Origin of the sequence: Thermosynechococcus sp. (assembly GCF_025999095.1) — a bacterium.
GTDB lineage: Bacteria > Cyanobacteriota > Cyanobacteriia > Thermosynechococcales > Thermosynechococcaceae > Thermosynechococcus.
This window is the reverse complement of record NZ_AP024678.1, coordinates 2,168,437-2,188,523: the sequence shown is the minus strand read 5'-3', so window position 1 is coordinate 2,188,523 and position 20,087 is coordinate 2,168,437. Positions and strand designations below refer to the sequence as shown.

Genomic DNA, 20,087 nt, shown 5'->3' with positions numbered 1-20,087 from the left:
ATTGGTCGGTGATGGGCGTGGACAAACTAGCGGCCTTACGCGATCTCATTGGTCAACTGGATCGAGCCCTGATTGCCTACTCCGGTGGCATTGATAGTACCCTCGTGGCCAAGGTTGCTCAGGATGTCTTGGGCGATCGCGCTGTGGCGGTCACGGCCGTGTCCCCTTCCCTATTGCCAGCGGATCTAGAGGATGCGCGCATTCAGGCAGCGGCCATTGGCATTCGCCACGAACTCATTGAAACCCACGAACTGGAGAACCCCAACTACGCCACTAACCCCGTGAATCGCTGCTACTTTTGCAAAAGTGAACTCCACGATCGCCTGCGGGAACTGGCGCAGGCTTGGGGCTATGAGTATGTTCTTGATGGGGTGAACGCTGATGATCTCCAAGACTATCGTCCGGGCATTGCGGCGGCCAAAGAACGCGGGGTGCGATCGCCCCTAGCCGAAGTCGGCATTAGCAAGCTAGAAGTGCGAGAAATTGCCAAATCCCTAGGGCTGCCCTGGTGGAATAAACCCGCCCAACCCTGTCTCAGTTCGCGCTTTCCCTACGGTGAAGAAATTACCCTTGCCAAGCTACAACGGGTGGGCAATGCCGAATACTACCTGCGCAAGCAGGGCTGGGAACTGTGTCGTGTTCGCAGTCATGGCGATACCGCTCGCATTGAGGTGCCCCAACAGCAGATTGCTGACTTTGTAACGATGACGGATCTTGAGCAACTGGTGAATCACTTTCAGTCCCTTGGCTTTACCTATGTCACTTTGGATCTGGAGGGCTTTCGCAGCGGCAAACTCAATGCCGCGCTTGGGCGCGATCCCTGATGCGGTTGTAGGGACTGAGACTCTGGAGAATTTCGCGGCCATAGCTGCGCTCTGTCAGCCGCCGATCCAAAATGGCCACCAAGGTATCATCCTGACGTACAGGGGCAAGGGCACGATCTAGCACCGTCAAGCACTCGGGCAAGAGATACTGACGAAACCAGTCTTGTTTTTGCCGTTTGTGCCATTCAATGCGGGCACTCACCACTGCTTTTTCCGGGGAGGGGAAGGGCAACGTCGTCAAGACCAATAGCGCCGGGCAGGGCAATTGGGCCCCATGACGCAGCCAAAAGGTTTCCCCCGTTACTAAAATCGTGTTCGTCTCAAGGGTCGTCGTCTCCACCTGTACCCGTGAACCGTAGAGGGCAGCCAATTGGGTGGCCAACTGTTCCCGCAGGGGCACATCGCTGACCAGGATCACCGCCCGTTGATGGCCAATCATGCCAATGAGATCGTAGAGACGCCGCAAAACCGCCGGGGCAAATTCTGGGGTATTGGGTAGGGGTAAGTCTTCGGCGATCGCAAGGGTAATGGCTTCACTGTGGCGATCGCTGGCAAATTTAATCGTCGTTTGGGGCGCAATCCCTAGTTCCTGCTGCACATAGGCCAGGGGCGGCTCTGTGTCCGGTCCGCTGCCAATGAGGACAAAGGGGGCTTGGCGCCAAATGTCCTGAAAATAGGGACGCAAATTCAGGGGGTGGCCATGGAGGGTAAAGTAGCCTACCGTGGGATGGCGGCGTCCCCAGATGACTGTGTCACTGCGGTTGAGGTAGTCCCGCAATTGCGACCATTGGGGAGGCAGCGACTGCGGCCATGGATGGAGCAGATCAAGGAGGGGTTGCTGTTCTGTGCAGGTGAGTAGATAGTCGCCATAGGGATTCTGAGGCCGCTGAAAGAGGTGTTGCACCAACTGGGCATAAACTTGGCGAATGGCACCAACGGCACTGGGAATCGCTAGTTTCAAATGCTCCCAATCGCTGGTGGTAATTGTGCAGGTCATCTGCTGCTGGGCAATTTGGGGCAAGGCTTCGATGCCATCAATAATCGTGACAACGTTGGGGTGGGGCGTGGCTTGGCGACACCAGTCTTCGAGGTTCATCACGAGCACCCCCTCAAACACTGGCGGCGGGCAGTGGCTATGCTGAATTGGTTTGGTGACGGCAAGGAAGGTGAGCAGTTCAGGAATTTCTTGGTGCAGTAGTCGTGTTAGTCGCTCCTGGGGGACGACTAGCAGGGCAGGTTCAGAATACAACAGCAGCGGCAACAGATAACTCAGGCCATAGCGATGTTGTAACACCGCCCGCTGGCTGACCTGAAGTAAACACCCCCGCCGCAGCCGCAGGGCACGGGCCACTAACCGCGCCAAGGTGAGATGGTGAGGCCACCGGCGATCGCCACTGCTGCGTAAAAATGCCCGTAATTGCTGGTGAACCTCTGCCTCAATCACACTCTGCTCGCTTTGGAACAACAATCCCCTATTGTGGCATGTTAGCCCCCCTGCCGTGGTTGTTTGAGTCGCTCCTTCAGGGCATTTCGGGCTTCCTCGCGATCGTCAAAGTGCACTTTTTCGGTACCGAGAATTTGGTAGTCCTCATGGCCTTTACCGGCAATAATCACGCCATCGCCGGGGGCGGCGCTCAGAATGGCTTGGCGAATAGCTTGGCGGCGATCGCCCTCAACAATCATCGCTGTTGCGGGTGGGATACCGGCAAGGATGTCAGCGAGAATGCGCTGTGGATTCTCAGTGCGGGGATTGTCCGAGGTGACCACTACTTGATCCGCCAAGCGAGCGGCAATAGCTCCCATTTGGGGACGTTTGCTGCGATCGCGATCGCCCCCACAGCCAAAGACACAGATCAGTTTGCCAGGAATAAAGGGACGAGCCGCCCTCAGCAGGTTTTCAAGGCTATCAGGGGTGTGGGCATAGTCCACGACAACGGTAATGTCCTGTTCTGGGTCAAGGCGCACCTGCTCCATGCGCCCCGGTACCCCTGGAAAGTCACGCAGGGCCTCGAGCATCGCGTCAAGGGGGAGCCCTACCGCTGCTGCCATAGCGATCGCTGCCAGCACATTGGCCACATTAAACTGTCCCACCAACGGCGAGTCTAGGGTGCCGCTGCCGAGGGGGGTATGAACCGTGCCCGTCACGCCATTGATGCGATAGTTGAGATTCGCAGCTCGAAAATCGGCATCCTCGCTTAGGCCATAGGTCCAGTAGCGATCGCGGGACAACTGCTGAGCCAGTCGCTGGCCAAAGGGATCATCCCCATTGAGAATTGCTCGACCCTTCAGGTAGTCAGCGCTAAAGAGCTTGGCCTTAGCCGCAAAATAGTCCTCCAAATCGCGGTGATAGTCTAGGTGATCTTGGGTCAAGTTAGTAAAAGCCGCCACCTCAAACTGACAGCCCCACACCCGATCCTGCGCTAAGGCATGGGAACTGACCTCCATCACCCCAAAGCGACAGCCTGCTGCCACGGCGGCGGCCAATTGCGCCTGAAGGGTCACCGCAAAGGGCGTCGTATGGCTGGCCACCTCACAGTGTCCTGGCCACCGACTGTAGAGCGTCCCCAAAAGGGCTGTTGGCAAGCCGACACTGTTGAGGAGATGTTCCACCAAGTGGGTGGTGGTTGTTTTGCCGTTTGTACCCGTAACCCCTAGCAGGCTGAGATGTTGACTGGGGTAATTATAAAAAGCAGCCGCGAGCCGACCACAGGCACGCTCAATATCGGGCACCACAATTACACAGGCATCTCCCTCACCGGGTTTGGCTTGGGGAGACACCACCGCGGCGATCGCCCCTGCCGCCAAGGCACTCGGCCAAAAATTGCCCCCCTCCACCCGTGTGCCGGGCATACCAATAAACAACGAGCCATGCTCACACTCCCAGGAATTCGTACTCAGGGATGTCACCTCTTGATCGAGGGCAGGATGCTCAAAACCCGGTGTAATCGCTGCCGCTGTCAGGAGTTCCCGCAGGTTCATGGCTGTGCATCTCCAGTGATAGGCTGTTTAGGGTATTGTGGCACTACGGCACTCGTCTGTAAAAGATACGAAAACAACTTACCCCGCTCCCCAGATGGGGAATTCTGCGAGGGGGTCAAGCCCCTGGCAAGGCACGTGCCAGTTTCTGAAGTGTCTTGAGTTGCCCTGAAACCGCATGGATGCTAGTGGATTGGCGTAATTGCTCAACACAGCAGGTGACGGGAGTGACAGGCTGTCTCTCTGGCATCCTGTGACAATTTTTGCCCAAAGCTTGCCTTTTGTTAAAATTCCGATAATCTAGTTCATAAAAATCCGAATAACAACATGTCATCAACGTGTGGGTGTTGGGTGATGAGTGAGTGGCAGAAAGTAGAGTGGAACATTGATGAGCAAGAATGGCACGCGATCGCCAACTCTCGCCGCCAGATCGAAACCTCCTGGCACAGGACAATTCAGGGAGTTGAGATTTCCTCCAGACCCGCCTCAAAACCCTTAGACAGGATCACGATATCAGGAGTTTCCCATCGCCCTTCGATTCAACCGATTGGCATTCAACCTTGGCAAGCCGAATTGACCAAAGAACGCTTTGCTACCCGTTCACGACCCCCCCGGCAACAACCACAGGTGGAACTGCCCCAGTTTGCCAGCCGTCGTTAGAGCACCCCTATTTCTCTCAGATGACGAGGTCTATAAAATTATGTGTGGCATTGTTGGTTATATTGGCCCCCAGCAAGCGGCGCAAGTCCTACTCCAAGGGCTGCAAAAGCTGGAATACCGGGGCTATGATTCCGCTGGCATTGCCACCCTCAATGAGGGCGAACTCCTCTGTGTGCGCGCCAAGGGCAAACTCCAGAACCTGGTGGAGAAGGTTGAACGGCTGGACCTTATTGCCCATGTCGGCATTGGCCACACCCGTTGGGCGACCCACGGCAAACCAGAGGAACACAATGCCCACCCCCATCGTGACAGTCGCGATCGCCTAGCCGTGGTGCAAAATGGCATCATTGAAAACTACCGCGAACTGCGGGAGCAGCTCCAGGCGCGGGGGCACATTTTTCGCTCGGAAACCGATACAGAAGTCATCCCCCACCTGATTGCCGAAGCCTTGCCTGAGACCGTCACCGCCAATGGCCTCCTAGAGGCGGTACGCCAAGCGGTACATCAATTGGAAGGCGCATTTGCGATTGCCGTTATCTGTGCAGACTACCCGGATGAATTGATCGTGGCACGGCAACAGGCTCCTCTGGTGATTGGTTTTGGCCAAGGGGAGTTTTTCTGTGCCTCGGATACCCCAGCCATCATTCCCTATACCCGTGCGGTGTTGCCGCTGGAAAATGGCGAACTGGCTCGGCTGACGCCCACTGGGGTTGAGGTCTATGACTTTGCAGGACAGCGACTGCGCAAAACCCCCCGCACCCTCAACTGGAACCCTGTGATGGTGGAAAAGCAGGGCTTTAAGCACTACATGCTCAAGGAAATCTATGAGCAACCGGGGGTGGTACGCGCCTGTTTAGAGAACTATTTGCGAGCCGATTGGCATGCAGACAGTCCCTTTAGTCCTGTGCAACTAACTCTCCCTCCCAGTCTGCTGGATAGTCTACAGCACATTCAAATTGTTGCCTGTGGCACCAGTTGGCACGCCGGCCTGGTGGGCAAATATCTGCTTGAGCAGCTGGCTCAGATTCCCACCAGTGTGCAATACGCCTCAGAGTTTCGCTATGCACCGCCGCCCCTGCTACCCCATACCCTCACCATTGGTGTCACCCAGTCTGGGGAAACCGCAGACACCCTTGCCGCCCTAGAGATGGAGCTAAAACGCCGCCAAGGCCTTGATGGCGCTCTCCAACCTCGTTTGCTAGGGATTACCAATCGGCCCGAAAGTACTCTAGGGCATCTGGTGCCCCACATTATTGATACCCGCGCCGGTATTGAAATTGGTGTGGCGGCCACCAAAACCTTTGTTGCCCAACTGATGGCTTTTTATCTGCTCACCCTAGAGTTGGCGTGGCAGCGGCAGTCTTGCGATCGCTCCCGGTTAGCGGAACTGGTGACTGGGTTGCGGCAATTGCCCGCCCAGATGGAGCAAATTTTAGAGAGCCAAGAACGCTACATTGAAACCCTCTCCCATGATTTTTCTGAAACCCAAGACTTTATCTTTTTGGGACGCGGAATCAATTTTCCCATTGCCCTTGAGGGTGCCCTTAAACTTAAAGAAATTAGCTATATCCATGCCGAGGGGTATCCTGCGGGTGAGATGAAACATGGCCCGATCGCTCTCCTCGATGCCAAAGTGCCGGTGGTCACGATCGCTATGCCCGGCAGTGTCTTTGAAAAGGTCCTCTCCAATGCCCAAGAAGCCCGAGCTCGTGATGCTCGCCTTATTGGTGTTACCCCCCTTGACGAGGCCGAAGCCCAGCACACCTTTGATAACCTCTTACCCGTGCCGGAGGTTGATGAGCTGCTCTCCCCTCTCCTGACGGTCATGCCCCTACAACTTCTGGCTTACCACATTGCTAACCGCCGCGGTTTAGATGTAGATCAACCCCGCAATCTTGCCAAGTCAGTAACCGTTGAGTAGCCTCTTCAGGAATTAAGAATTAATAATTAAGAATTAATTATTATCATATCAGCTCCCCTCGGCTGGAGGGAAACCTGTAAAACTGACGTGCCGCCACTCCTCAACAGCAACGTTGAGGCAAAAACTAAGCTAAGTTCAGTAAATTGTCTTCTTCGTGGGTTGAGATCACGCAATCCGATGTGGGATAGGCGGCACACAGCAGCACAAAGCCAGCATCCAGCTCCTTGGGTTTCAAGAAGGAGTGATCTGACTGGTCCACAGTCCCTTTGATGATGCGACCGGCGCAGTTGACACAGGCGCCAGCACGGCAGGAGTAGGGCAGAGGAATACCCTGGGCTTCCGCTGCATCGAGAATGTACTCGTCGGCATGAACCCGAATCGTTTTATTGAGGCCCTTTGCTTCGTTGACCAGTGTTACATTATAAACTTTGCTATGATCCCGCTTTGTCATTTAGTGTCTCCTAACGTTGACTTGATTTTAAGATACCTTGTATGTTTGTCCGCTTAACTCATGATTTGTAACTGATGATTTATAACTCATAGTTTGAGAGCGATCGCAACCTCCCAGGTAGTTGTGGAATGCATTCCATTATTGGTTTCATTTTAGCAAAGGGACTCAGGGGAGCAACGATTATACGGGATTGTTTATACTTTGAAACTATTTATCAAAGCGATGTAAGGATCTGGGTTAAGCTAGTTGCGGCTTGAGCTGGCAGGCGGTGATCCCTGCAGTTGATTGGGGGAGAGGCCTGCTCTCCAGACCGCTCCTATGGTAATGGCAACAACCACAAGGGCGATCGCCCCTAGAGCCACGAGGTTAGTTTTTGCTCCTTGGCTTTCTTTTTCATGGAGGGTTTCTTTGTGGTTTCCCTTTGCCTCGCTGTCGCTCTCACTAGACAACGTATCTTTTGCTGGTTCAAGTTCAGGGTGTAACTGGGTGGCTCCGGCTGCCACCAACTCACGGTTGGGGGTTCGCCGCAGTTCGCCACTTAGCTCCACCCCCACCAGGGTTTCCTTTGCACCCCGCAGATCGGATTTAATGCTTTGGAAAGCAATGGATTGCAGATATTGGCTAAACTCCGTATCCGCCATGGAGAGCAGGAGATAGGAGGCCTTGGCTTTACGGCCAAAGAGAATGACATCGCCGTGTTGCAATTCATGACTGCTAATGCGCCTGCCATTGACAAAAGTGCCATTGGTACTGGGTTTACCATTGGCATTGCCATCCACCAAACGATAGCGATAGCTGGTGGTGCCGGGGACAGGGACCCGCAGGAGAATGGCGTGCTGGCGGGAAACCGTTTCAAAATCAATAACAATGGCATTACTCTCATCGCGCCCAAGGGAGTAGGCCGCTGCCTCAAGGGCGATCGCCCGCCGCCCACCGACCGTATTCAAAATCAAGACATGACGTTCCTGCTGCCGGCCGCTCATTCTATCTCTCCCCTGTGTCTCAATAGCCCTCAAGAAATCATTCCCTCTGCAAATCTCAATACCTTCCGCCTTCCGCTTCATTTAGGGCAGGCATAACGTTACAAAACGTGACACTTCAACAACTGGTCTAGATTGCGTGCTTACTTCTACCTTGGCCGGTTTTGCCTAGGGTTGCTGTGATATTGATCACATTTTAAGCGGCTTCTTAGCTAAATTTCCCTCATGGGGCAGTCACTATCAGCGATGGGGCATCCCCTCCTTCAAGCTCAGGAAATACCCGATGTAGTAGTAGAAGTCCCTGAGCGACCCCCTCTAATGTATCAACTGTATCAACAGATCAATAGATCAATCCGTCAGCAGGAGCGTCGGGAGTACATCACCGAATGGCCCACTGCACATAGGGTAGTCGCGCTGCTACTTCGTGGATTTTGTCACGATGGGCCAAGAGCTGACCGCAGGCATCCCATTGACCAGAAATGAGCATTTGTCGGGCACTTTCCGCCACGGTTAGGGCAATCACTTGATCCCCCGCCGTCAGGGTCAGGGCGTGCAGGTCTAGGGTCAGTTCTGTACTGGGCTGATTCTCTAAGAGCGTTTGCAGCGCCTGTACCTGTTCTGGGGCTGCCGTCAGACAGGGAACCCCCATCGCCAAGCAGTTCCCCGCAAAAATTTCAGCAAAGCTTTCGCCGACAATTGCTTGAATGCCCCAACGGGCGATCGCTTGGGGGGCGTGCTCACGACTCGAGCCACAGCCAAAATTGGCATTCACCACCAAAATCCTTGCCCCTTGGTATTGAGGCCGGTCAAAGGGGTGCTGCCCCGCCTGGCGATCGTCAGCAAAAACGTGTTCTCCGAGGCCATCAAAGGTGACACAGCGGAGAAACCGCGCTGGAATAATGCGATCGGTATCAATATCGTTGCCGCGCAGGGGAAGGCCCCGCCCTGTAATGCGTTCAATCTTGCTCATAGGCCTATCTTACTGGATGCCGCAGCCGGCAAGGGCAGTTTGAGGGGAATTGTTCTGAAGCAGGTTACTCAGGAGCAGGGTCGGCGGTTGCGGATGGGGCCAAGCAAAGGCATGGCGAAAAGCCGCTTCCTGACAGGCTTGCAATTCCTTGAAGTTCAGGATGTCATAGGTCAGCAAGTTTTCGTACTCAAAGGGCAGCCGCACATTATGCAGACCTGCATTATCGGTACAAATGGCCACATCCACCCCTGCCTCAAAGCAGCGTTCAAAAATCAGCCGCAACTGTTCGTAGCTCTCAAGGGTGCCCGTTTGAAAATAGGTGGTGGGGCACACTTCAAGGCATTGACCGGCAGCAGCAACTTCCTTGAGCAGCTCTGGGTAGCGCAGCGGAATTTGAATGCCATGGCCAATGCGTTGTAGGTAGGGCAGCAGTTCGGGATAGCAGCCATTCACTGTTTCGTAGAGGTGACCCGTGGTTTTCAGACCGCGATCGCGGGCATAGGCATAGAGGTCAATAAATTCCGCTAGGCGATCGCCATAGACGCTATCCCCCCCGGCCAAATCAATGCCACAGACAAACTGGGGCAAACTGGCCGCCAGATCAACGATGGCACGGTTGACGGCATAGGGTAGCCGCGTGTGCATACAGAGAATTTGGCTAGTCACAATCGGGTACTCGGGCACTTGGCAAGCTAGACCCACGGTTTTGACAATGTCTGCCATCTGCTCAATGCGATCGCTCTGGGACCGCTGCGGATCCGTGCGCAGGTAGGGAGTATAGCGCAACTCCAAGTAGGCCAAATTTTCAAAAATATAGGCGCCGCGAATCAAACGAAAAATGAAATAGGGCAAGGTTTGTGGTGTTTGCACACTCTCCACTAGGGTGTGGAGTTCGAGGTATTCTTCGAGGGATTGGCGGGGGCGAGTATAAAAGGCTTCAAATTCCTCATAGTCGGGAAAGCGATCCGCAAGGGAGCGATCGTTGCGCTGAAAATACCGCCAAAGGATCCGCGGTACTACTGAGCCACCCAAATGTCGATGTAGTTCTGCGTACAGTGCCATACGTGCTCCTTGAACTAGCCAAAACGCAACCAATACCTCCACTGGCCAGAGGGGTCAATGCCCACACCTCAGCCATCAAGAACAGAACAAAAACAGCGATGAACGAAGAAAAGACGGGTTAAATTGTTCTAATGTTAACAAATTTTACAAGAGTGCCGCAGGGATCGCTAGGTGCAAACGTTAGGATCGTTTTGATTGCCAGTTGGTTGGGTATTGCGAATGTGGCCTTTTCAACAGCGAGGACGGCTTCCCCATTCTCTCTCGAGTGGCAATGTGGTGACGATTGCTTTGGAACTATACCGGCATCGGGGCAACCGCTATTTTCTTTTGAGCCTTTTTGCCCATGCGTGGTTTTTTCTGCTCACCATTGCCGCCGTGCTGATCGTCGCTGTGGCCCTGATTGTTGGCGGGATTCTCGCTGGAGCAATCAATAATGTTGCCCTGTTTCTCTTGCTTGGGGGCATTGGTATCCTTGTCGCTGTGCCTTTTTATCTCTTTGGTTGGACGCGGCTGATGGCCAGTGGTGCCCTGCTTTCTCGCTGTATCTATGCTGCTCTCACTGCCCTTGAGGAATCGGAATCGGAAGCCCGCGGCTTCATTTTTCCCAAGATGTGGAATTATCTGCTGGCTACTCTGATTGTCAGCTTTATTTTGCTTTTGGTTTATATGGTCTTGGGGGCGATCGGCTACTTACTTTATTTGGTGGGATCGCCTTTAGTGCAATTGCTGGAGCGAAATATTCAAACTGAACCCGCAAGAGATCTCTTCTTTTTAAGTTTTTTCCTCGGCATCCTGTTGCTAGTGCTCCTGGCGCTGCTGGTCATTAGCTACTTTGTGGCGCGGCTTTCCCTCGTTGATGTGGTCTTGGCTCTTGAACCGGAATGTACGCCCCTCAAGTCCATTCGCCGCAGTTGGCAACTGACGCAGGGACAGGCATGGCATACCCTGACAGTGTTTTTTGTTGCTTCCCTGGCAACCATTCCCGCCCATCTCCTTGGCAGTATTCTCAATAGTGTGGTGATTATTCCGGTTGCTGGCCTCTTTGTGGCGGTTGTGCTCCTGCCCCTGTGGCAAGGGATCAAGGCAGTTCTCTACTGGGATCTGCCGGTACGCAATGAAGGAGCAGCGTTTCAAGTGCGCCCTGAAGCGGTCAACCCCTTGCGTTGGTTGCGGCGGGTAACATTACGCACGCCCGAAAGCATTGAATTGGACTTTGCCCTTGGGGGAATCGGCAGCCGTGTTCTAGCTTGGCTCATTGATCAGGTGATTCTCTACACCACCCTTGTGCTCTTTTCGCTGGCAGCGGGGTACATCTATTTTTATGCCCTTTACCCGTGGCTGATTGGGGTGCTACCCGCCAGTGGCCAGAGTATTGAAGCTTGGAGTTTGGGCATTTACCTATTGGTGATCTTTGCCCTCTACAACGGCTATTACATTTTCTTTGAAACCTATTGGCAGGGACAAACCCCCGGCAAGCGATATGCAGAAATTCGGGTTGTTCAGGATGATGGCCGCCCCATTGGTCTGCGGCAGGCGACGCTGCGCAGTTTGCTGCAATCCGTTGATTTTGCTTTTTTGGGTATAGGGGCATTTCTGGTGACGTTATCTCGATCAGAAAAACGCCTAGGAGATATGGTGGCGGGTACCTTGGTGATTCAAGATGAACAGGCGACGCGGTTCGCACCCCAAGGGACAAGCCTTCGGCAACCACAGGCGGCTTGGGTGCAGGAGTTGCGATCGCTCGCCCACTGGGAACAGATGATGCCGGAACACTATCTCCTAGTACGGAACTACCTCAATAGTCGCGATCGCCTGAGTCCTGTGGGTCGTTATCAAGCGGCTGAAGAGCTGCGCCAACAAGTAGAACCCCTGTTGCTGCCCACCTATCCCGCCCACTGGCCCTCCCTGAGCGCCGAAGACTTCCTAGAGGGTCTATACATTGCCTATCGGCAACAACATCAATCATCCCCCTAGTGTGAAAGTTTATGCGTTTGCTGCTGACCCTTGGTTGTTGTAGTCTGGCCCTTTTGGGGGCGTTTCCCCTGCTCATCGGGCGGGCGAGTGAACCGACAGTTCAGACTGTTGCCCCTGTCCCCCAACGCCATCAACTGCTGGGGCTGTCCTTTGAAACACCCCTGCCATTTTCGCCCCCTATCGCTTTTGGTGAGAATGGTGTTGCTGTGGTTTATCCCGCCAATGCTGTCCCGGGAGAGCATGAGTTCATGGTGAGCCTAATTGCTCTACCCAAAATAGATGAAGTCCTAGGGGGTCTCTCGGATCAGGAGTTGGGCAATTGGCTGCGCTTTACCCAACTGGGGGGCTCCCCTGCCACCACATCGGCACCAGTGGAGCGAGCTATTTTGGGACGGCGCCTGCGCGGTGAAGTGCGCTATTTGCCAGTGCCACGACCGATTCACCAAGAGTTGTACTTCCTGCAGCTACAGGGGGGACAGCGGCTGGCGCTTCTCTTGGAGGTTCAGGATCAAGTGCCCCTACCAGTAATGGAGGAGGTGTTTAACCATGTAACAGCCTCCTTGCAGGAATTGCCCCCGCGATCGCCCGCATGGAAACGCAGTTTTCAGTGGCGCAACAATCCTTAGAGAGTGTTGCGGCCCCTCACCCTAGAAGAACGCCAAGGGATGATGTCTCCTTGCCCCAATTGGGCTATTGAACTGGCATCTTCTAGTCATGATAGTTTCTAGTCATGATAGTAATGAGTTGCTTTGCTAAAGGGCAAAAATACAGGAATAGATCGGCAACGGTTGCTGCCTAGGGTGGTTGATTGTCCGCTAAACATCGATTGCAGCAATCGATCGCCCCTCGTAAATACCCAAGCGCGTGTCTCTGCCAGCAACACCTTCAGAGGAGGAAATTCTTTTCCACTTTGAAAGTAGTTGTTCGGATTGATTCCAGGGAGGAAGTGGGGACAGTGAAGCTCGCCGACCGGGTGGCGATCGCCCTTTCCACCCCCGCTCAAATCGCTCGCTTTGGGGGGCTCAGTCTAGGAGAATCCTGGGCACTGGTGAATGGCATCCGCCTCTATCGTGACAACGACGGCTCGATCCACTGGCTCACTAAGGACAACCGCGGTCTAATTAGCCTCCCCATCTGGATCGATCGCCAAAGCGGCCGAGGAACATTTCAACGCTTTCGTTTAGTTGATGAATTTGAAGCAGCATGCTGGGTAACAATTCCTTAGCTGAGGGCCTCAGTGTTTTGCTTGCGCCGATCTTTACCCTAGTTGCGCCCATTGCAGTTTGTTGACAACCTAATACGGCTGGATGGCTAGGGGAACTGATTGAAGGCATTGATGCGCCACCAGCGGGTATTTTCCGCTTCAAAGCGTCCATCTAAATCCACCCGTACTGAGAAGTCGAACCAAGCGGCGGGGGGAATCTCCATCCCCCAGAGGCGATCGCTCCCCAGCACAACACTAATAAGGCACTGCAAAAAACCGCCATGACTAACACACCAAACGCAGTCCTGATCGCTGTGGCGTCGCAGTTGTTTCCAAGCCTGTTTTGCCCGCTGCCAAGCCATGGCCATTGACTCGGCTTCGGCGACTGGAATCAGGTAAGCGCTCCCTTCCAGTTCTGCACAGAGGTCGGGATATTGTGCCTGTGCCTGTGCCCAGGTCAGTCCTGTAAAAATTCCCTGATCAATTTCAATCAACTCCGCTAGCTCTTGAATTTTTAAGTCGGGACAGGGATTCATCAGCCTAGCTGTATCGTAGCAGCGTTGCAGCGGACTGGTGTAAATGGCATTCGGTCGGGGGAGTTTTTCCCGCAGGGCAAGGGCTTGCTGCCGTCCCCGTTCTGTGAGGGGCACATCTTGCCGTCCAAGCATGACGCCCGAATCATTGCCAACAGCTTCTCCATGACGAATCAAAATTAAACGCATTGTGTAGCTCTCCCCCAGGGCAGCAATTGGCAAGTGTAACCCCTGATGGCTAAAATTATCGTACTGTGTGCTTGCACTCTATCCTTAGCCTCAAATTTATTCATATTTCCTGACTGCGTACCTGTGCCTGTAACACTCTCTGCTCCCCCCATCCGTCCTGCTTGGCGTGGCCTAATTCACGCCTACGGTGACTTTTTGCCCGTGAGCGATCGCACCCCAGTGGTCACCCTCTATGAGGGGAATACACCATTGATTCCGGTGCCTCAAATTGCAGCGCGGATTGGCCGCAACGTCTCAGTTTATGTCAAGTACGATGGCCTTAACCCCACAGGGAGCTTCAAGGATCGCGGCATGACCATGGCCATTTCCAAGGCCAAGGAAGCAGGTGCTGAGGCGGTGATTTGTGCCAGCACAGGGAATACCTCAGCCGCTGCGGCGGCCTATGCCCGGCGAGCTGGACTGCGCGCCTATGTCCTGGTGCCAGAGGGCTATGTTGCCCAAGGAAAACTTGCCCAAGCGCTTCTGTATGGCGCTGAAGTCATTGCCATTGAGGGCAACTTTGATAAAGCCTTGGCCATTGTGCGCCTGATGGCGGAAACCTACCCCGTGACCCTGGTCAATTCCGTCAATCCCTATCGGCTCGAAGGACAGAAAACAGCGGCCTTTGAGGTGGTGGATAGCTTGGGCAATGCCCCCGACTGGCTCTGCATTCCTATGGGCAATGCCGGTAACATTACGGCGTACTGGATGGGCTTTTGCCAGTATCGTGAGCAAAACCGTTGCGATCGCCTGCCGCGGATGATGGGCTTTCAAGCCGCGGGATCTGCCCCGCTGGTCAAGGGTGAGATTGTTACGCATCCGGAAACGGTTGCCACGGCCATTCGTATTGGCAATCCTGCCAACTGGCAACGGGCGATCGCGGTCAAGGAAGCCAGCCAAGGGGCCTTTAATGCTGTTACAGATGAGGAAATCCTCAATGCCTATTGTCTGCTGGCCTCCGCGGAAGGGATCTTCTGTGAACCTGCGAGTGCCGCTTCTGTGGCTGGCCTCTTGAAGTTGGCAGATCAGGTGCCCAGCGGTGCCACGGTAGTTTGTGTGCTGACGGGCAATGGCCTCAAGGATCCAGAAACCGCCCTCAAGCAGGAGAGCGATCGCTTCCACCGCCACATTGAACCCACTGAGCAAACCGTGGCCAAGGTGATGGGCTTTTAGCGAGCCTATTCCAATAGCTTGAGTTCTTGGCCCCTATTGAATAGCCGCAACACCAGTTTCTCCAGCTCTACCCAGACAAAGACAAGCATGCTACAGCCAATACACACCGCTAGCTCAGTTCCCGAGATCAGGTAGGTGCCAAAAAACTGCCGCAGGAGTGGAGTATAGATCAGCAGTAGTTGCAGAATCGTTGTCAAAATAACCGATACCCAAACAAAGAGATTGTCAGTGGGGTTCATTTCAATGGTCAGTCGTGTACTCGAACGAGCAGCAAGGGCGTGACCCATTTGGGAAAGGCAGAGGGTGGTAAAGACTATCGTTGTCCAACGCTGCGGCTCTAGACCCCCCTCGACGTGCTCGGCGGTGTAGCCATAGGCCCATACCATGAGGGCAATGCCGACGATGGCCAAGATCAAACCAACGCGAATCATGTAGGAACCCATGCCGCGGCCAAAAATGCTCTCATTGGGCTGAATGGGAGGACGCTTCATCACCTCAGGGTCCCCCGGTTCAACGGCCAGGGCAAGGGCCGGCAGGCCATCAGTGACTAGGTTCATCCAGAGAATTTGCAAGGGCGTTAGGGGAACGCCTCCTAGTCCCAGCAGGGGTGAGCAGGCGATTGTAATGACTTCACCAATATTGGAGCCGAGAATGTATCTAATAAAGCGACGAATATTACTGTAAATGACTCGCCCTTCCTCGGTAGCGGCCACAATGGTAGCAAAGTTATCATCCAAGAGCACCATATCACTGGCTTCCTTAGTGACATCAGTCCCCGTAATTCCCATGGCCACCCCAATATCCGCTTGTTTAAGGGCGGGGGCATCATTCACACCATCGCCAGTCATGGCCACAATTTCACCGTGGCGTTGCAGCGATTTGACAATCCGCAGTTTATGTTCTGGGGAGACGCGGGCATAGACGCTGACGGTGGGAGTGACAGCATCCAATTCCTCGCTACTCATTTTTTCAATGTCCCGACCCGTGAGGGTCGGATCGCCCCACTCACAGATGCCAATTTGACTGGCGATCGCCTGGGCAGTCAGTTGATGATCGCCCGTAATCATAATCGGGCGAATGCCGGCAGTGCGACAGGTGGCGACGGCCGCCAGCACCTCCGGACGGGGGGGATCAAGAATGCCCACCAGTCCTAACCAAATTAACCCCTGCTCACTGGTCTCGACACTCTCCGGCGGCGGCAACTCTGACCAGTAGCGATGGGCAATCCCCAAGACCCGCAGACCCTGAGCGGCAAAGCGATCGTTTTCAGCGAGAATCTCTTGGCGCTCCGCCAGTGTTAGGGGTTGAATGTCCTGTCCCACCTGCCGCCATTGACAGCGTTCCAGGGTCAGTTCGGGTGACCCTTTGGTGATCATCCAGTAGGGTTCCTTGGCGGGAATCTCAGGAACAGACTCACTGCGATAGAAGGTACTCATGCGCTTGCGATTGGCATCAAAGGGAAACTCCGCCACTCGCTTCGCCGTTTCTTGCAACGCTTTCAGATCAATGCCCCCCTTAGCGGCCAAGGGCAGGAGGGAGCCTTCTGTGGGGTCACCGAGGATCACCCATTCGGCTGCGTGTTGTTTGAGCAGGGCATCATTGCACAGCGCGCCGGCGATAAGGAGCAATTGCCGTTCATATAGGGCTGAGGGGTCGGCGGTATTGGCATCGTAAAAGTCCCCCTTAGGTTCATAGCCATTGCCACTCACCTTGGCGCGATAGGACGTTGTGGCGATCGCCTGCACGACCATTTTGTTTTGGGTGAGGGTACCTGTTTTGTCGGAGCAGATGACTGTCACACTCCCCAACGTCTCCACTGCCGGCAGCCGACGAATCAGGGCATGGCGTTTCACCATCCGTTGTGTTCCCAAGGCAAGGGTGACGGTAATCACAGCGGGCAAGCCTTCGGGTACCACTGCCACCGCCATACTCAGGGAAACTTCAATGAGATGCCCCAGCAGCGAAGGATCGTACAGACTCCCCGCAATCACAACAATGCTCACCAGCACCAAGGAAAACCCCACTAAGCGATTTCCCAGCTCGGTCATTCGTTTTTGCAGTGGTGTGGGTTCCTGCTCGACCCCTTGGAGGGCAGCAGCAATTTTCCCCAGTTCGGTGTTCATGCCGATCGCGGTGACGACGGCGACCCCTCGCCCTTGGCTGACCTCTGTGCCTGCAAACACTAGATTGGCGCGATCGCCCACTTCAGTATCGGTAGGCAACACTTTCGCAGCATCTTTACTGGTGGCTGCTGCTTCCCCTGTAAGGGCCGCCTCGCGGATTTGCAGGTTGACGGCTTCTAGAAGTCGACCATCGGCAGCCACTTTTACCCCAGTTTCCAGAAAGAAAATATCCCCGACCACCAGCTCCGGGGAGTCAATTTCCATGACTTTGCCCTCGCGCAGGACACGCACCTTGGGTGCCGCCATATTTTTCAGCGCTGCCAGAGCCTCCTCAGCACGGGCTTCTTGGACATAGCCCAAAATGGCATTGAGAATCACCACCACCAGAATTGCGGTTGCGTCCTTGGGGAAGGGGATGCTGTTCTCTTTGAGGGATTTGAGAATCTCCAATGCGCCAGAAATGAAGGCCACCACCAGCAGCATGATCAGCATCACATTGCAAAACTGATCCATGAAGATTCGCCAGCGGGGACGGCGGCCATTGTCAACCAGTTCGTTGCGCCCATATTGGGCTTGTCGCCGTTGCACTTCTGCAAAACTCAACCCCTGTTGGCGATCGCTCCCCAGACGGCTAATGACTTCATCAGCACTCAGGGTATGCCAAACTGACTCACGATCAATCTGGGACAAGGCATTGGAGGAGGTCATGGCAGGTGAGCAGATGTCCTAATTTTTATGCTTTCTTTCATCTTCATCTATTTTGCTATCTCCGTCTATTTGGCTGGCACTCTACCAAAGTGTTACCAATACTGGCACGCCGTTAGTTTTAGGGGCGGCTCAGGCGGTGTCCAAAGCTGCACGAGGGGGTGTCGGTTGTCCAAGTCTTTTGATCGACGGGGTTACGATGTTGGAGCCGCAAGGGTGCTAAGGTTGCCAGAGCCAAGGGGCGCGTTAGTACTGCTGTGGGATCCCTAGCATTTTGCAACAGCCTGTAGCGTTCGGCGGCCAGTTGCGATTGATAGAGGATAACGGGCAGTGGTGGGGGAGCTGTTCGACTAGGAGCCGTGAGCAAATCAGTCAGGCCCTGACTGGTGGGGATGGGGCGGCAATAGGGGTCAATGGAGCAAGAAGCGGTATGGCGCTGTGTCTGGCGATCGCCCCCCGTGGCAGGCCAACAAGAATCGCCTACCCCCCGCGGCACTCCCTAGGTAGTTACCAAGGACTCAAAGGGAATGCGCTGGGCGTGACCCCAAAAGGCCTCAAGGTTATAGTATTGGCGCTCCTTGGGCAACTGCACATGGACAATGACATCGCCGTAGTCCATCAGCACCCATGAACATTCCGCCTGGCCTTCAATATGTTGGGGTTGGCGTTGGCAATGTTCGAGAGCCGCCTCCTCAATCCCTTGGTAAATGGCACGCACTTGGGTTTTTGAGAGTCCCGTAATGATCACAAAGTAATCGCTGAGGTAGGACACGCCACTTACATCTAAAAGGCAGATGTCCACTCCCTTGCGATCGTCGGCGGCATAGGCGGCGGTCCATGCTAGTTTAAGGCTAGGGTCAGTAATTGCGGCTACCCGTTGCATCTGTTGAATAGTCAGGCTGCTCTCTCCTAAACGCATTCCTTTATCCTTTGATTTTACCCATTGGTTTCGGGAGGCGCAGGACAAATTTGTTACAAAACCTTACGCGTATTGCCCCCCACTGGCTGTGGTGTGCCCACAACCGACAATGGCACAGGGCTACGGCCCGCCTCGTCGAACAATTAGCCAACGATCAGGCGCAACTCCAACAGCAGCAGCCAACGGTACTTGTGCTCGCCGAACCCGACCCCCTCGCTTTTCTCAGGGGTTTTCTAGCAGCACTCTCCACAGGCACGCCCCTGTTACTGGCCAATCCCCAATGGCAGTCCCAAGAGTGGCAGCAGGTGGCAGCAATCTTGCCGCAGAATTTTATGGCTTGGGGAACGGTGCCCCCCCTCACCCCCCAAGGTTCTGGAAAGCCATTGCCCCAGGGCTGGATTCTGATTCCCACTGGCGGCACTCAAGGGCGATTGCGTTGGGCAATTCACACGGTGGACAGCCTGCAAGCGGCGGTGATGGGGCTGCAAAGTCATCTACAGCAATCAACGATTCATTGCCTGAGTATTTTGCCCTTGTACCATGTCAGTGGCCTAATGCCCGTGGTGCGATCGCTATGGAGTGGGGGAGAACTCTACCTGGCGAGCCACTTACGGGACTTACGGCAAACCCCACCCCCTGCCAATCTTGCTCTGTGGCTCTCTCTGGTGCCGCGCCAACTGCAACAGGTGCTTAGCGAGCCGCTGCCGTGGTTAGGGAAGTTAAAGGGGATTTTTATTGGCGGTGGTCCCACCTGGTTACAACTGTTAGAGGAAGCGGCAACGCAGCGATTGCCTTTATGTCTCACCTATGGCATGACAGAAACTGCAGGTATGATCTGTGCCCAGCGACAGGGGGAATTTTTGGCGGGCGATCGCTCCTGTGGTCAAGTCTTACCCCATGCCCAGATTGATTTGACCCCTACGGGTGAGATTCAGATTCAGGCGGCTTCCCTTGCCCTGGGCTATTACCCGGCGTTGTTTCACTCAGCCATCTTCCCAACCGACGATCGCGCTCAATGGCGGGGCGATCGCCTCTACATTTTGGGACGCAGCAGCCGCAAAATCATCAGTGGCGGCGAGAATATCTACCCCGAAGAGTTAGAGGCTTTACTCCTTGACAGTGGCCTTGTCCAAGACATCTACATCTACGGCGCACCTGACCCCCTTTGGGGCGAACAGGTGGTTGCCCTCTATGTGGGAGACGCCTCCCCTGAGGAACTCAGCAGATGGCTCAAGCAGCGGTGCAGCGCCTACAAATGCCCCAAGCGCTGGGTGCCGGTTGACCACATTCCCCGTACCCCTCAGGGAAAAGTGCCATTGTCTGCCATCCATCTCGCCAATGTTTCCTAGGAAAGCCGCCGCCCACAAATGCAGAACCCTAGGCA

18 protein-coding genes are annotated in these 20,087 nt (G+C 54.6%); 8 read left to right on the top strand and 10 right to left on the bottom strand.

What is annotated here, in order from left to right:
- Positions 1-11: 11 nt before the first annotated feature.
- On the top strand, positions 12-824 hold the full coding sequence (gene larE, locus Q0W94_RS10735; RefSeq protein WP_297758905.1) for an ATP-dependent sacrificial sulfur transferase LarE: 813 nt from the start codon (positions 12-14) through the stop codon (positions 822-824).
- Here the strand turns inward: larE and Q0W94_RS10730 are convergent.
- Both Q0W94_RS10730 and Q0W94_RS10725 read right to left on the bottom strand, forming a co-directional pair.
- Positions 796-2,268: a helicase C-terminal domain-containing protein gene (locus Q0W94_RS10730; protein WP_297758903.1), complete on the bottom strand. Its 1,473-nt coding sequence runs from the start codon at positions 2,266-2,268 to the stop codon at positions 796-798. The genes larE and Q0W94_RS10730 overlap by 29 nt on opposite strands.
- A 41-nt stretch (positions 2,269-2,309) precedes the next feature.
- On the bottom strand, positions 2,310-3,803 hold the full coding sequence (locus Q0W94_RS10725; protein ID WP_297758900.1) for a UDP-N-acetylmuramoyl-L-alanyl-D-glutamate--2,6-diaminopimelate ligase: 1,494 nt from the start codon (positions 3,801-3,803) through the stop codon (positions 2,310-2,312).
- 351 nt (positions 3,804-4,154) lie between these two features.
- Between Q0W94_RS10725 and Q0W94_RS10720 the strand changes: the two genes are divergently transcribed.
- Positions 4,155-4,460, top strand: coding sequence for a hypothetical protein (locus Q0W94_RS10720; RefSeq protein ID WP_297758897.1), 306 nt, complete (start codon positions 4,155-4,157; stop codon positions 4,458-4,460).
- Positions 4,461-4,500: 40 nt separating this feature from the next.
- A complete protein-coding gene (gene glmS / locus Q0W94_RS10715) occupies positions 4,501-6,381 on the top strand; it encodes a glutamine--fructose-6-phosphate transaminase (isomerizing) (protein ID WP_297762426.1) in 1,881 nt (626 codons plus the stop codon).
- A 124-nt stretch (positions 6,382-6,505) separates the two neighbouring features.
- On the opposite strand, the gene Q0W94_RS10710 is transcribed toward glmS, so the two are convergent.
- From Q0W94_RS10710 to Q0W94_RS10695, 4 genes are all read right to left on the bottom strand, one after another.
- Positions 6,506-6,832, bottom strand: a complete 327-nt coding sequence (locus tag Q0W94_RS10710) for a 2Fe-2S iron-sulfur cluster-binding protein (protein ID WP_297758894.1) — start codon at positions 6,830-6,832, stop codon at positions 6,506-6,508.
- Between the two features lie 242 nt (positions 6,833-7,074).
- Positions 7,075-7,815 carry an FHA domain-containing protein gene (locus Q0W94_RS10705; RefSeq protein WP_297758891.1) on the bottom strand — a complete coding sequence of 247 codons (741 nt, stop codon included), beginning with the start codon at positions 7,813-7,815 and terminating at the stop codon, positions 7,075-7,077.
- 376 nt (positions 7,816-8,191) lie between these two features.
- Positions 8,192-8,782: a 3-isopropylmalate dehydratase small subunit gene (gene leuD / locus Q0W94_RS10700; RefSeq protein WP_297758887.1), complete on the bottom strand. Its 591-nt coding sequence runs from the start codon at positions 8,780-8,782 to the stop codon at positions 8,192-8,194.
- A gap of 9 nt (positions 8,783-8,791) precedes the next feature.
- A complete protein-coding gene (locus Q0W94_RS10695; protein WP_297758886.1) occupies positions 8,792-9,844 on the bottom strand; it encodes an adenosine deaminase in 1,053 nt (350 codons plus the stop codon).
- Positions 9,845-10,063: 219 nt separating this feature from the next.
- Here Q0W94_RS10695 and Q0W94_RS10690 point away from each other — a divergent pair, with 219 nt between their 5' ends.
- The 3 genes from Q0W94_RS10690 (at position 10,064) to Q0W94_RS10680 (ending at position 13,043) form a co-directional block, all read left to right on the top strand.
- Positions 10,064-11,818: an RDD family protein gene (locus tag Q0W94_RS10690; RefSeq protein ID WP_297758883.1), complete on the top strand. Its 1,755-nt coding sequence runs from the start codon at positions 10,064-10,066 to the stop codon at positions 11,816-11,818.
- Between the two features lie 11 nt (positions 11,819-11,829).
- Positions 11,830-12,444: a hypothetical protein gene (locus Q0W94_RS10685; protein ID WP_297758880.1), complete on the top strand. Its 615-nt coding sequence runs from the start codon at positions 11,830-11,832 to the stop codon at positions 12,442-12,444.
- A gap of 329 nt (positions 12,445-12,773) precedes the next feature.
- Positions 12,774-13,043: a hypothetical protein gene (locus Q0W94_RS10680; RefSeq protein WP_297758877.1), complete on the top strand. Its 270-nt coding sequence runs from the start codon at positions 12,774-12,776 to the stop codon at positions 13,041-13,043.
- 86 nt (positions 13,044-13,129) lie between these two features.
- On the opposite strand, the gene Q0W94_RS10675 is transcribed toward Q0W94_RS10680, so the two are convergent.
- The gene (locus Q0W94_RS10675; RefSeq protein ID WP_297758875.1) at positions 13,130-13,744 is read right to left on the bottom strand and encodes a histidine phosphatase family protein; all 615 of its coding nucleotides are present in this window, start codon (positions 13,742-13,744) and stop codon (positions 13,130-13,132) included.
- A gap of 123 nt (positions 13,745-13,867) precedes the next feature.
- Here Q0W94_RS10675 and thrC point away from each other — a divergent pair, with 123 nt between their 5' ends.
- The gene (thrC, locus tag Q0W94_RS10670; protein WP_315863068.1) at positions 13,868-14,956 is read left to right on the top strand and encodes a threonine synthase; all 1,089 of its coding nucleotides are present in this window, start codon (positions 13,868-13,870) and stop codon (positions 14,954-14,956) included.
- Positions 14,957-14,961: 5 nt separating this feature from the next.
- On the opposite strand, the gene Q0W94_RS10665 is transcribed toward thrC, so the two are convergent.
- From Q0W94_RS10665 to rsfS, 3 genes are all read right to left on the bottom strand, one after another.
- The gene (locus tag Q0W94_RS10665; protein WP_297758869.1) at positions 14,962-17,787 is read right to left on the bottom strand and encodes a cation-translocating P-type ATPase; all 2,826 of its coding nucleotides are present in this window, start codon (positions 17,785-17,787) and stop codon (positions 14,962-14,964) included.
- Positions 17,788-17,905: 118 nt separating this feature from the next.
- Complete coding sequence (locus Q0W94_RS10660; protein ID WP_297758866.1) at positions 17,906-18,280, bottom strand: hypothetical protein; 375 nt, start codon at positions 18,278-18,280, stop codon at positions 17,906-17,908.
- A gap of 3 nt (positions 18,281-18,283) precedes the next feature.
- Positions 18,284-18,703 carry a ribosome silencing factor gene (gene rsfS, locus Q0W94_RS10655; protein ID WP_297758863.1) on the bottom strand — a complete coding sequence of 140 codons (420 nt, stop codon included), beginning with the start codon at positions 18,701-18,703 and terminating at the stop codon, positions 18,284-18,286.
- Positions 18,704-18,753: 50 nt separating this feature from the next.
- Between rsfS and Q0W94_RS10650 the strand changes: the two genes are divergently transcribed.
- Positions 18,754-20,052, top strand: coding sequence for an AMP-binding protein (locus Q0W94_RS10650; protein WP_297758860.1), 1,299 nt, complete (start codon positions 18,754-18,756; stop codon positions 20,050-20,052).
- Positions 20,053-20,087 lie beyond the last annotated feature (35 nt).